The following is a 12,275-nucleotide window of genomic DNA, read 5'->3' as shown; positions in this document are numbered from 1 at the left end:
TCAGTGTCCCGTGCGCGGGTCCTGGCCCAGCCGCGGGGACACGGGGGACGACAGCTCGTGCACGCCGCCCAGGGTCGGGCGGTCGACGTCGGGCGGGTCCTCGTTCTCCCGGCCCGCGTTGGCCGCGACCACCGCGAGGTACGGCAGCACCACCGCGCCGGCCACCAGGACCCAGCGCGGCCAGCCGGGCGTCACGATCGCGCCGAGGAAGCACACCGTGCGGATCGTCATCGAGATCAGGTAGCGACGGGTCCGGCCGGTCTGCTCCTCGCTCAGCGGGCGCCGGGCGTGGGTGATCGCGAAGACCTCGGCAGGCTTCCGCGACGCCACCGCGTCCTCCTCGCGTCCGTGGACCGCACGTCCCGACCGTCCGTGCGGGACCACGGTACGTCCGTTCGCTCGCGCCGGCCACGGCAGGGCTCAGGTCACGCCGGCCACGGCAGGGCGGCCGGTCTTGGCGGGCCAGCCGCGGAGAGCGAGCCTCGGCGGGGGACCGGCGCGCGGGCCCCGCCGTACGGGATCATGGCCGCCTGACGACAGGAGGACCCGTGGCCAACCGCACCTACCGACTGACCGAGATCGTGGGCACGTCGGACGCCAGCCTCGACGACGCCGTCCGCAACGGGATCTCCCGGGCCGGACAGACGCTGCGGCACCTCGACTGGTTCGAGGTGACCCAGATCCGCGGCTACATCCGCAACGGCGAGGTCGACCACTTCCAGGTGAGCATGAAGGTCGGGTTCAGGCTCGAGGACGCCTGACCGACGCCCCCGCGGCGTCCGCGTCTCCGCGCGAGTGGGGTGCGCATTCGGCGCTGGGTGCGCATTCGGCGTCCGGGTCAGACGGCGTCGCTGCGGGTGGAGAAGTGGAAGTCGGCTACCAGCAGCGGCGGTGCGGCGACCCGGTTGACGTAGTCGGCCATCTCCCGCGGCAGCGTGCGAACCGTGTCGCCGGCGTCGGCGATCCGCCCCAGCATGCCGACCGGGGAGTCGTTGAACCGGTAGTTGCCCACGGTGCCGACGACCTCTCCGCCGTCGACCAGGTAGACCCCGTCGCGGGTGAGCCCGGTCAGCAGCAGCGTCTGCGGGTCGACCAGCCGGTTGTACCAGAGGCAGGTGACGAGCAGTCCCCGCTCGGTCCGCGCCACCAGGTCGTCGACCGACCCGTGGGCGCCGCGCAGTGACATCGCCAGGTTGCCGATGCCCGGGGTGGCCGGGACGCCGGCCGCCCTCGCCTCGTGCCGGGAGCCGACGAGCGCGGCGAGCCGGCCGTCGTGCACCCACGCGGTCGGACCCAGCGGCAGTCCGTCGTCGAACACGCTGGCCATCGACGACGAGGACGTCACCGCCTCGAACGGGGAGCACTCCATCCCCGGCAGCCCCGGGTCGCTGTGCAGCAGCAGCGGCAGCGGGGTCAGGGTGTCCCCGAGCCGGGTCCCGCCGCCGGGCCGGCTGAACACGGACCGGCCGTCGCGCGCGTCCCGCAGTCCCGCGGACCAGTACAGGTCGATCACGAGGTCGGCCACGGCGCTGGGCGTCAGCAGGGCGGTGTGCCGGCCGGGCGGTACGTCGACCACGCGGCCCTGCCACGACAGGCCGCGCCGCAGCTCCTCGTCCACCTCGCGCGGATCGACGTCGTCGAACCAGCGGGTGGCCCGGCCGGCCCAGGCCGAGCGGGTCCGTCCGTGGGACTTGGCGGTGGCCTCCAGCCGGCCCTCCGGCTGCACGTGCCGCAGCCGAACCCCCCGGCTGCTGGCCAGGTAGGTCGTCACCAGCCGGTGTTCGGCGTAGCCGAACTGCTCCACGTCGTCGGCCCGGCCGCGGACCAGCACCTCGCCCAACCCGTCCGCCGTGCCAGCCAGCGCGTCGGCGGACGTGACGGCGGGGGAGTCCGCCCAGTCCGGATCGGCGGCCACGCCCTCCACCAGCGGCCCCGCGTCCTCGGCGTCGCCGGACTCACGGGCGGTGGCCCGTGCCTCCCGCCACAACGAGTCGACATCGGCCGCCGCCGGCCCGGTACGGGTGACGGTCCCGGCCGCCACCCCCGTCGGCGTGCGTACGAACGCCACCAGCGAGACCGACGTCGACTCGGTACGGCCGTTGGTGGTCAACAGGTTTCGCGCCCACCGCAGGTTGGCCGTGCTGTCGTGGCGGACGACCACCGCGCAGTCGTCCCCGTCGGCGCCGGCGACGAGCCGCTCCGCGAGCGCCTGCGGGTCCAGCGCGGTCATCGGCCGGCCTCCTCGGCGCTGTTGAGGACGTTGATCCCCTCGAAGACGGCCGCCGGGCAGCCGTGGGACACCGGTGCCACCTGCCCCGGCTGGCCCTTGCCGCAGTTGAGGGCGCCGGCGAGCAGGTAGGTCTGCGGGCCGCCGAGCGCGACCAGCGAGCCCCAGAAGTCCGGCGTGCGCGACTGATAGGCGACGTCCTTGACCTGCTCCGCGAGCCTCCCTCCGCGGATGCGGTGGAAGCGCTGCCCTGTGAACTGGAAGTTGTAGCGCTGCATGTCGATCGACCAGCTCTTGTCGCCGACGACGTAGATGCCGTCCTCGACGCCGGCGATGAGCCCGGCGACGTCCGGGCCGTCGGCCGCAGGCTGCAGCGACACGTTGGGCATCCGCTGGATGGCGGTGTGCCCGGCCGAGTCCGCGTAGGCGCAGCCGTTGGAGCGGGGCAGCGCGAACTCCGCGGCCATCGCCCGGTCGAGCTGGAACCCGACGAGGACGCCGTCGCGGACCAGGTCCCACCGCTGCGCCTCGACGCCCTCGTCGTCCCAGCCGACCGTGGCCAGACCGTGGACGGCGACGCGGTCGCCGGTGACGTGCATCAGGTCCGACCCGTACCGCAGCGTCCCGAGCTGGTCCGGTGTCGCGAACGACGTGCCCGCGTAGTTGGCCTCGTACCCCAGCGCGCGGTCCAGCTCGGTCGCGTGCCCGACCGACTCGTGGATCGTCAGCCAGAGGTTCGTCGGGTCGAGCACCAGGGTGTACGAGCCCGGGACGACCGACGGTGCCCGCAGCTTCTCGGCCAGCAGCCCGGGCAGCCGGGCCAGCTCGCCGTCCCAGTCCCAGGGGCGCGCTCCGTCGACCTCGTCGCCGCCGCCGAGGACGTACTCCCAGCCGCGCCCGACGGGGGGAGCCGTCGTCGCCATCGTCTCGAAGGCGCCGGTCGCCGGGTCGACCGCGACCGCGGTCCACTCCGCCATCAGCCGCACCCGCTGCTGCAGCGTCCGGGTGCCGGTCAGGTCCGCGTAGAACGTGCGCTCCTTCGCCGCCATCAGCATCGCGTCGACGTGGTCCACGCCGTCGGCGGCCAGCAAGGCGGCGCTGCGGGCGGCGAGGACGTCGATGCGCTCGGCATCCGAGACCGCGAACGGGTCGACCTCGTATGAGGACACCCAGGTCCCGGTGTGCGGCGGCTCGGGCGCGAGCTCGACGGGGCTGGTGGCCAGCGGCCGGCTCACCCGGGCCAGCGCGACCGCGCGCTCGGCGAGGACGCGAGCGGTCTCCGGCGAGACGTCGTCGGCCGCGGCGAAGCCCCAGCAGCCGTCGTGGACCACCCGCACCGCCAGCCCGGTGTCCTCGTCGGCCTCGCTGCCCTCCAGCCGCGCGTCCCGCAGGGCGGTGCTCAGACCACGGAGGCTGACGACGCGGACGTCGGCGTGGGTCGCGCCGAGGTCCCGTGCCCGCTGCAGCGCTGCGTCCGCGCAGGCGTCCAGGGGCAGGGAGCGGAAGTCGGCGTCGACGTCGCGACCGGTCATGCCGGGGACCGGCTCGGGACCAGGGTCACCTTCCCGGTGGTCCGGCGCGCGCGCATGTCCTCGTGCGCCCGGTGCGCCTCCTCCAGCGGGTACGACGGGCCGACCTGCGGGACCAGCTCGCCGGAGGCGGTCATCGCGACCAGCGCGGCCAGCGGCTCTGCCACCATCGGCACGATCCGGTCGGGGGTCATGCAGTCCATCAGCCAGAACCCGACGACCGACTTCGACCCGACCATCAGCGCGGCCGGTGCCAGCGGCCTCGGCGCGGTGCGCGAGGCCATGCCGTAGGTGACCAGCCGCCCGAACCGGGCCAGGGCCATCAGGCTCCCGTCGAAGGTGGACCCCCCGACCATCTCCAGCACGACGTCGACCTTGGCCCCGTCGTTGGCCTGGCGCAGGCCGCCGGCGACCGCACCGGCCTCGGCGTCCGGGGGCAGGACGACCCCGACGTGCGCCCCCAGGCTCTCCGCCAGGGCGATCTTCTCCGGCGTCGAAGCGGTCGCGATGACCCGGCCCGCGCCCCAGCGCCGGGCCAGCTGCACCGCGAGGTTGCCGACGCCGCCGGCGGCCGCGTGCACCACGACCGACTCGCCGTCGACCAGGCGCGCGCTGGTGCGCAGCAGGTGCCAGGCCGTCAGTCCCTGCACGAGCAGCGCCACGGCGGCCCCGTCGGAGACTCCGTCGGGGACGTCGAAGACGCCCGCCTCGTGGACGACCGCGAGCTCGGCGTAGGCGCCCCCGCGCGACACCAGCCCGCACACCCTGCGCCCCGCCCCCGGGCCGCCCTCGACCACGCCCACGACCTCCGCACCGGGCACGAACAGCAGCTCCTGCCGGGCCAGGTAGGAGTCCTCGGCCTGGTGGGTGTCCGCGTAGTTGACGCCCACCCCGGTGACCCGGACGAGCAGCTCCCCGGGGCCGGGGACGGGGTCGGGGAGATCGGTGGGCTGGAGGACCTCGGGGCCGCCGAAGCGGGTCACCTGGATGGCGCGCATGGCGGCCAGCCTAGGCGTCCGTCCGAGGCGTCGCGGTCAGTCCGCGCGGGCCGCGCGGGCCTTCCGCTCCAGGTACTGGTCGAGACGACCCAGCGGGATGATCAGGAGCATCAGGTACATCGCCGTGTCGGGCCAGAACGACGCCGGCAGGATCATCACGACGAAGAACCCGGTGAACAGGGCGGACCTGCGAAGGCCGAGCGGTGCGAGCCCGTCCGCCCGGGCGAACTCCTCCAGCAGACGCGGGCGGCTGCGGGCGTACAGCACGATGAGCAGCAGCGAGCCGGAGGCGATGGCGAGCGTGACGAGGTAGAACGCCCCCTTGCCGTGGCTCCAGCCGGCCTCGCCCACCCACTCGCTGGGGAAGGGCAGGAACACGATGGCCGCCAGGAACAGCGCGTTCAGCCACACCAGCGGGGTGTTGTAGGCCCGGATGTTGCCGAACACCCGGTTGTGCGCCGCCCACAGGCTGGTCACGACGAGGAAGGTGTACGCGAACGCGGAGAGCTGTCCGGCATGCTCTCCCAGCACCTCGAGGACCGACTGGTCGTGCTCGGGCGTGGCGATGTCGACCAGCGGCAGCCCGAGCAGGGTGATGGCGATGGCGACGACCGCGTCGCTGAAGTTGACGAAGCGGTCGTAGCCGCGTCCGGTGGAGATGACCTCCTCCACGTCCGCACGGGTGACCAGCTCACGGCCTGCTTCGCTCACGCGGCTCATCCTGGCAGCGCCGCTCCGCGTTTCCGCGTACCGACGGGTAACGACTACGGTCACGCGACGTGGATCGCGTCGTACTCGTCACCGGCGGCAACCGGGGGATCGGCCTGGCCATCGCGCGCGCGTTCGCCGCGGCCGGCGACCGGGTGGCCGTCACCCATCGCAGCGGCGAGGCTCCCGAGGGGCTGTTCGGCGTACGGTGCGACGTCACCGACTCGGCCGCCGTCGATGCGGCGTTCGACCGGATCGAGGCCGAGCTCGGGCCGGTGGAGGTCCTGGTCGCCAACGCGGGGATCACCCGCGACACGCTCCTGCTGCGGATGACCGACGAGGACATCTCCACGGTGCTGGAGACCAACCTGGTGGGCGCCATCCGGGTCGCGCGCCGCGCGGCCAAGGGCATGCTGCGGCTCAGGCGCGGCCGGATCGTGCTGGTCTCGTCGGTGGTCGGGCTGACCGGTTCGGCCGGCCAGGTCAACTACGCCGCGTCCAAGGCCGGGCTGGTCGGCGTGGCCCGCAGCCTGGCGCGCGAGCTCGGCTCCCGCGGGATCACCGCGAACGTCGTGGCACCGGGGTTCGTGGACACCGACATGACCGCCGCGCTCCCGGAGGAGCGGCGCACGGAGATCCTCGCGTCGGTCCCCCTGGGCCGCTATGCGACGCCGGACGAGGTGGCCGCGGTCGTGCGGTTCCTCGCCTCGGACGAGGCCGCCTACGTCACCGGCGCCGTGGTGCCGGTCGACGGTGGCCTGGGCATGGGCCACTGACCGCGCACGAACCGGAGGGAAGACGGCGGATGAGGATCCTCGACGGCAAGCGGCTGCTGGTGACCGGGGTGCTCACCGACCAGTCGATCGCCTTCCACGTGGCGCGACTGGCGCAGGAGCAGGGCGCGACGGTGGTGCTGTCGTCCTTCGGGCGCGCGCTGCCGATCACCCGCCGGGTCGCCGGCCGGCTGCCCGAGCCGGCGCCGGTGGTCGAGCTCGACGTGACCTCCGAGGTGGACCTGGCCGCGCTGCCGGACCGGCTGCGCGAGCACGTCGACGGGCTCGACGGGGTGCTGCACTCGATCGGCTTCGCGCCGGAGTCCGCGCTGGGGGGCAACTTCCTCTCCACCGCATGGGACGACGTGGCCACGGCGGTGCAGGTGTCTGCGTACTCCCTCAAGGCGTTGGCGGTGGCCTGCCTGCCGCTGCTGTCCCGCGGGTCAGCAGTGGTGGGACTGGACTTCGACGCGACCGTGGCGTGGCCGAAGTACGACTGGATGGGCGTGGCCAAGGCCGCGTTCGAGTCCACGGCGCGCTACCTGGCCCGTGACCTCGGCCCGCACGGGGTGCGCGTCAACCTGGTGGCGGCCGGGCCCATCCGGACCATGGCGGCCAAGTCGATCCCCGGCTTCGAGGAGTTCGAGACGGTGTGGGGGACCCGGGCCCCCATCGGCTGGGACCTCGAGGACCCCGAGCCGGCCGCCCGGGGGTGCGTGGCGCTGCTGTCCGACTGGTTCCCGGCGACGACGGGGGAGATCGTCCACGTCGACGGCGGGGTGCACTCGCAGGGGGCCTGAGCGCCGCGGCCCCGCCGGCTGGCCAATCTGCGCGTCGCGTCCGCGAACCGGGCACGACGGCCCCATCATGACGCCGTGACCACGCGCCCGCCCGTACCGCGGTGGGGCCGGCACGTCCACCTGTCCTCGCGGGACCCGGTCGGCCGGCTCTACGTCGCACTCGGGCTGCTGTCCCTGGTGATCCTGGTCGGCTCGGTCGGCTACTGGATGCTCGGGCTCACCCCGCTCGACGCGGTCTACATGACCGTCATCACGATCACCACGGTCGGCTACCGAGAGATCGGGGAGTTCGGCGACGCCGAGCAGCTCTTCACGATCGTGCTGCTCCTGGTCGGCGTCGGCGTGGTCCTCTACACCCTGACCCTGCTCCTGCAGACCCTGCTCGAGGGTCAGCTGGGCAACGCGTGGCGGAGGCGGCGCATGCAGGCAGACATCGACGCACTGTCCGGCCACGCCATCATCTGCGGCTACGGACGGGTCGGCCGGGCCACTGCGCACCAGCTCGCGCGCAGCGGCGTCGACGTCGTGGTCATCGACCTCGACCCGGACCGGCTGGTCGACGGGCCGTACCTCTACCTCGTGGGCAACGCCAGTGACGACGCGCTGCTGCGCCGCGCCGGACTCGACCGGGCCGATCTCCTCGTGGCCACCCTGGACACCGACCCGGAAAGCATCTACGTGGTGCTGAGCGCACGCAGCCTCAATCCGGACCTGCGCATCATCGCCCGGGCCCGCACCGACCAGGCCGAGGCGAAGTTCCTGCGGGCGGGCGCGGACCAAGTCGTCAACCCGCAGCGCATCGGGGGCAACCGGATCGCGTCGTTCGCGCTGTCGCCGCACGTCGTGGACTTCCTCGACGTCGTCATGCACCAGGACGACGTGGAGTTCAACCTGGAGGACGTGGTCGTCGTGCCGGGCGCCGAGCTGGTGGGGGTGACCGTCGCGGCACTGCGCGAGCAGGAGGCCGGCGGCCCGACCCTGCTTGCGCTGCGCTCGACCGACGGGACGTTCGTGACGAACCCGGCTCCCGACGTCGCCCTCACGGCCGGGGACGTGCTCATCGCGGTGGGCACGCCCGAGCAGATCGAGCAGCTGCGGCATCGCGCGGAGGTGGCGAGATGACGGTGGACGTCGGCGGCTGGGACCGCACCCTGGTCGTCCTTCGGCACGCGAAGTCCGACTACCCGCCCGGGGTCCCGGACCACGACCGGCCGCTGGCCGAGCGCGGACGACGGGACGCACCGGTCGCGGGCGACTGGATCGCGGGGCACGTCCCAGGCCCGGACGCGGTCCTGGTGTCCAGCGCCCTGCGCACCCGCGAGACCTGGGCGCTGGCGGGCGGCCGGCTGGCCGACCCGCCGGCGGCCATCGTCGAGCCGCGGATGTACCTGGCCTCGACGGGAGAATTCCTCGCGGTGCTGTCCGGGCTGCCCGACGAGGTCGGGACGGTGGTGGTGGTGGCTCACAACCCCGGCTGCGAGGACGTCGCCGCCGACCTCGCCGGCCCCGACCCCGACCCGGACTCCTGGCAGCGGATGATCACGAAGTACCCCACGGCCGCGATCGCCGTGCTCGGCCTGTCCGGGTCGTGGGCGGACGTCGGCGATGCGCCCTCCCGCCTGCTGTCCTTCGCCGTCCCCCGCGCCTGATCCCCGCCACCCGCGCCGGACTCAGCCCGCGGCTGGCCCACGCCGCCCGCAGACCCCTCACCCCCGGCGACGGAATGAGTCTGGGCGTTGCTTCATGGCCCGAAACCGGGCCGCAAGCAACGCCCAGACTCATTCGGCCGCGCATGGTCGGGCGTACCAAGGGCGCGCGGGACGCGGGGCAGGTCTGTGGAGGCGAGCGCTCAGCGGACGGGGGGCGCGGAGGGCTCGAGGCCGTCGTCGCGGTCGGCGGCCTCGACGTCCTCCCGGGTGACGCCCAGCAGGTACAGCACCGAGTCCAGGTAGGGCACGCTCACCGAGGCGTCCGCGGCACTGGCGACCATCGGCTTGGCGTTGAACGCGACCCCGAGCCCGGCCGCGTCGAGCATGTCCAGGTCGTTGGCGCCGTCGCCGATGGCGATAGTGCGCGACAGCGGCAGGCCGTGCTCGGCGGCGAAGTGCTCCAGCGCCCGGCGCTTGCCGGCGCGATCCACCACCTCACCCACGACCCGCCCGGTGAGCCGGCCGTCGACGACCTCCAGGGTGTTGGCCCGCAAGGCGTGCACACCCAGCTCGGCCGCGATCGGCTCGATCACCTGGGTGAAGCCGCCGGAGACCAGCGCGACCCGGTAGCCGAGCCGGTTGAGGGTGCGGCACAGCGTGCGCGCACCCGGGGTCAGCTCGATCTCCTCGCGCACCTGCGCCAGCACCGACTCGGGCAGCCCCTCGAGCAGGGCCACCCGGGCGTGCAGGCTCTCGGTGAAGTCCAGCTCCCCGGCCATGGCGGCGGCGGTGATCCGCTCCACCTCCTCGGAGGCACCGGCGTGCCGGGCGAGCAGGTCGATGACCTCGTCCTGGATCAGCGTGGAGTCGACGTCCATCACCACCAGCAGCTGGCCGCGGCGGCCGAGCCCGGCCCGCTGCACAGCGACGTCGACCCCCTGCGCGGTCGCCTCGACCGCGAGCGCGTGCCGCAGGTCGTCCGGGTCGGCGCCGGAGCAGTCCAGGACGATCGCGGTGACCGGGTAGGCGGCGACCCGGCGGATGCGGTCGATGTTGCCGCCGCGGGCGGCGATCGTGTCCGCCAGCACGGCGACCGTGGCGGGGTGCAGCGGTGCTCCCAGGACGGTGACATGGACCCGTGCGTGCCGACGCGCGTCGTCCTCCGACGCCCCCGGCACCGTCTCCACGTCCATGTCCAGGTCGGCAGCCGCGCGCCGTACGACGCGGCGCACCTCGACCGGGTCGGACTCGCCCAGGTCCAGCAGGACGGCGAGCACCAGGCGGCCGCGGACCACGAGTTGCTCGACGTCCAGCACCTCGACCGGCTGACCGGCCAGCGCGCCGAACAGGCCGGCCGTGACGCCGGGACGGTCGTGACCGGTCAGGGTCACGAGCAGGGTCTGCGGGGTGTCCATGGAACGACGCTACCGACCCGGCCTGCCCCGGGCGGCCGCATCCTCGGGACCGGCGGAGTACGCAGCCTCCACGGCCCGCCGGGCCGCGTCCGCGAGGGGCGCGAGGGCCTCCGACCGGGCGTCCGCTTCTGCTCCCGTGACCGCCGCCCCGTCGTCGGCGCGGGCCAGCCGGACGATCGCGTCCAGCCGCGCCGCCTGGCGCAGGACGGCTCGCGCGGCCGAGGGGAACGACCCCGGCAAACGCTGGTCCGCGGCCCGCCGCTCAGCCTGGTCCAGCAACTCGGGCACCCGCTCGCGGGACCGGGCCAGGTCCAGCCGGGACAGCGTCGCCACGGCGTCGTGCAGGGCCGTGCGCAGCTCCCGGTCGGCGTCGGCCAGGGAGTGGCCGGCCGGGCGCGGCGGGCCGCAGGGCAGCCAGTCCCAGCGCACCGCGTCGGCCGGCGGGGTCGGCGCCGAGGGGGTGGGGACCAGAAGCGCGGGAGCCGCGGCCGTCAGCAGCACTGCTTCTCCCGCCGCCAGCGCCGCAGCGGTGACGGCGGCGGGGCCGGGCAGCGCGCCGGGGTCCCCGGGCACCGGCAGCACCAGCCGCACCTCGCGCACCCCCAGGGCCTGCAACCGGGAGAAGGCCACCGCCCACGAGACCGGCTCGGGCAGTCCGGGCAGGCCGACGACCCGGTGCAGGCCGTCACGTGCCCGCACGGCCTCGGCGGCGTCGTCAGGGCTGGCGGTGCCGGCCAGCACCGCTCGGGACCAGGCCGCCACCAGACCGCAGCGGTTCGGGACGTAGCCCACGACGCGACGCTAGCGCGGCGGACGGGACCGTCGCCGACGGCGCACTAGGGTCGCGGTCATGGACGACGCGGTGCTCCGGATGCGCGGTGCCACGGTCGTCCGCGGACCTGGACCGATCCTGGCCGACGTCGACTGGACGGTGCGCGCGGGGGAGCGCTGGGTGGTGCTGGGCCCCAACGGCGCCGGCAAGACCACCCTGCTCGGACTGGCGTCGACCCAGCAGCACCCCACCCGCGGAGCCGTGGAGGTGCTCGGAGAGCCGCTCGGCCTGGTGGACGTCTTCGAACTGCGCCCCCGGATCGGGCTGGCCAGCGCCGCCCTCGCCGACCGCATCCCCGGTCGCGAGCGCGTCCTCGACGTGGTCATGACCGCCGCGTGGGCGGTGACCGGCCGCTGGCACGAGTCGTACGAGGCACCCGACGCCGAGCGCGCCCGCCAGCTGCTGCGCACGCTCGGTGCGGAGCACCTGCGCGACCGGACGTTCGGCACCCTGTCCGAGGGGGAGCGCAAGCGGGTGCAGATCGCCCGGGCGCTGATGCCCGACCCGGAGCTGCTGCTGCTGGACGAGCCCGCCGCCGGCCTGGACCTGGGCTCGCGCGAGGACCTGGTCCGACGGTTGGGGGACCTCGCGGCGGACCCGGACGCGCCCACGCTGGTGCTCGTCACCCACCACGTCGAGGAGATCCCCCGCGGGATCACCCACGCCCTGCTGCTGCGCGACGCGCGCACGGTCGCCCAGGGGCCGCTGGAGTCCGTCCTCACCGCCGACCTGCTCGGCCGGACGTTCGGACTCCCGCTGGAGGTGACCAGGCACGGCGACCGGTGGTCGGCCCGCGCGCATCCCGGTGCGGCACAGGCCTCGTCGGGTGTGGGATCGGCCGGCCCGACATAGGATCGAGGACATGGACGCCTGGGTGTGGTGGCTGGTCGCCGCACTCGTGCTCGGCATCCTGGAGGTGGCCGCCGGCGGATCGCTGGTCTTCCTCATGCTGGCTGCCGGCGCGGCTGCCGGTGCCCTGGCCGCGGCCGTGGGCGGCGGCACGGCGGTGACGGTCGCGGTCTTCTCCCTGGTGTCGGTCGCGATGCTCGCGGTCGTGCGTCCGGTCGCGCGCCGACACCTGCGCCAGCCGTCGGCCATCCGCACCGGCGTGGACGCCCTGATCGGCGGCGACGCCCTGGTGCTGGAGCGGGTGGACGCCCGCGACGGCCGGGTCAAGCTGGCCGGCGAGATCTGGTCGGCCCGCTCGTTCGACGGTTCCTCGGTGCACGAGCCGGGAGCGACCGTGCAGGTGATCCAGATCGAGGGCGCGACCGCCCTGGTGGCCTGACCGGCAGCCCGGCACCCCGGTACCGACCCCGGCATCCGGTACGAGAAGGAGGCGCT

The 12,275-nt window shown here is 74.4% G+C and carries 14 protein-coding genes; 7 read left to right on the top strand and 7 right to left on the bottom strand.

Features of this window, described 5'->3' with window-relative positions:
* Complete coding sequence (locus R2737_11015) at window positions 1-330, bottom strand: DUF3099 domain-containing protein (GenBank protein MEZ5116789.1); 330 nt, start codon at window positions 328-330, stop codon at window positions 1-3.
* Between the two features lie 218 nt (window positions 331-548).
* On the opposite strand from R2737_11015, the gene R2737_11010 reads away from it, so the two are divergent.
* A complete protein-coding gene (locus tag R2737_11010) occupies window positions 549-761 on the top strand; it encodes a dodecin family protein (protein ID MEZ5116788.1) in 213 nt (70 codons plus the stop codon).
* A 77-nt stretch (window positions 762-838) separates the two neighbouring features.
* On the opposite strand, the gene R2737_11005 is transcribed toward R2737_11010, so the two are convergent.
* From R2737_11005 to R2737_10990, 4 genes are read right to left on the bottom strand one after another with little or no spacing between them, the layout of a single operon-like run.
* Window positions 839-2,230, bottom strand: coding sequence for a metallopeptidase TldD-related protein (locus R2737_11005; GenBank protein MEZ5116787.1), 1,392 nt, complete (start codon window positions 2,228-2,230; stop codon window positions 839-841).
* Window positions 2,227-3,759 carry a TldD/PmbA family protein gene (locus tag R2737_11000; protein MEZ5116786.1) on the bottom strand — a complete coding sequence of 511 codons (1,533 nt, stop codon included), beginning with the start codon at window positions 3,757-3,759 and terminating at the stop codon, window positions 2,227-2,229. Before R2737_11000 ends, R2737_11005 begins: the two co-directional genes overlap by 4 nt.
* Window positions 3,756-4,754: a zinc-binding dehydrogenase gene (locus tag R2737_10995; GenBank protein ID MEZ5116785.1), complete on the bottom strand. Its 999-nt coding sequence runs from the start codon at window positions 4,752-4,754 to the stop codon at window positions 3,756-3,758. The genes R2737_11000 and R2737_10995 overlap by 4 nt, the downstream gene beginning before the upstream one ends.
* A 36-nt stretch (window positions 4,755-4,790) precedes the next feature.
* A complete protein-coding gene (locus tag R2737_10990) occupies window positions 4,791-5,465 on the bottom strand; it encodes a TMEM175 family protein (GenBank protein ID MEZ5116784.1) in 675 nt (224 codons plus the stop codon).
* A 68-nt stretch (window positions 5,466-5,533) separates the two neighbouring features.
* Here R2737_10990 and fabG point away from each other — a divergent pair, with 68 nt between their 5' ends.
* The 4 genes from fabG (at window position 5,534) to R2737_10970 (ending at window position 8,684) form a co-directional block, all read left to right on the top strand.
* Window positions 5,534-6,238 carry a 3-oxoacyl-ACP reductase FabG gene (gene fabG, locus R2737_10985; GenBank protein MEZ5116783.1) on the top strand — a complete coding sequence of 235 codons (705 nt, stop codon included), beginning with the start codon at window positions 5,534-5,536 and terminating at the stop codon, window positions 6,236-6,238.
* Window positions 6,239-6,267: 29 nt separating this feature from the next.
* Window positions 6,268-7,035, top strand: a complete 768-nt coding sequence (fabI, locus tag R2737_10980; GenBank protein MEZ5116782.1) for an enoyl-ACP reductase FabI — start codon at window positions 6,268-6,270, stop codon at window positions 7,033-7,035.
* 75 nt (window positions 7,036-7,110) lie between these two features.
* On the top strand, window positions 7,111-8,157 hold the full coding sequence (locus tag R2737_10975; GenBank protein MEZ5116781.1) for a potassium channel protein: 1,047 nt from the start codon (window positions 7,111-7,113) through the stop codon (window positions 8,155-8,157).
* Window positions 8,154-8,684: a histidine phosphatase family protein gene (locus R2737_10970; protein MEZ5116780.1), complete on the top strand. Its 531-nt coding sequence runs from the start codon at window positions 8,154-8,156 to the stop codon at window positions 8,682-8,684. The genes R2737_10975 and R2737_10970 overlap by 4 nt, the downstream gene beginning before the upstream one ends.
* Before the next feature lie 200 nt (window positions 8,685-8,884).
* Here R2737_10970 and serB read toward each other — a convergent pair whose 3' ends face one another.
* A complete protein-coding gene (gene serB / locus R2737_10965; GenBank protein MEZ5116779.1) occupies window positions 8,885-10,099 on the bottom strand; it encodes a phosphoserine phosphatase SerB in 1,215 nt (404 codons plus the stop codon).
* 9 nt (window positions 10,100-10,108) lie between these two features.
* Complete coding sequence (locus R2737_10960) at window positions 10,109-10,891, bottom strand: hypothetical protein (protein ID MEZ5116778.1); 783 nt, start codon at window positions 10,889-10,891, stop codon at window positions 10,109-10,111.
* 58 nt (window positions 10,892-10,949) lie between these two features.
* On the opposite strand from R2737_10960, the gene R2737_10955 reads away from it, so the two are divergent.
* Together R2737_10955 and R2737_10950 are read left to right on the top strand one after the other, a co-directional pair.
* Window positions 10,950-11,783, top strand: coding sequence for an ABC transporter ATP-binding protein (locus tag R2737_10955; GenBank protein MEZ5116777.1), 834 nt, complete (start codon window positions 10,950-10,952; stop codon window positions 11,781-11,783).
* A 10-nt stretch (window positions 11,784-11,793) separates the two neighbouring features.
* Window positions 11,794-12,219 carry an NfeD family protein gene (locus R2737_10950; protein ID MEZ5116776.1) on the top strand — a complete coding sequence of 142 codons (426 nt, stop codon included), beginning with the start codon at window positions 11,794-11,796 and terminating at the stop codon, window positions 12,217-12,219.
* Window positions 12,220-12,275: the final 56 nt, after the last annotated feature.

This window comes from Candidatus Nanopelagicales bacterium, from assembly GCA_041393815.1.
GTDB lineage: Bacteria > Actinomycetota > Actinomycetes > S36-B12 > JAWKJK01 > JAWKJK01.
Note: the sequence above shows the minus strand (reverse complement) of the source record. Positions and strands in the feature narration are given on the sequence as shown.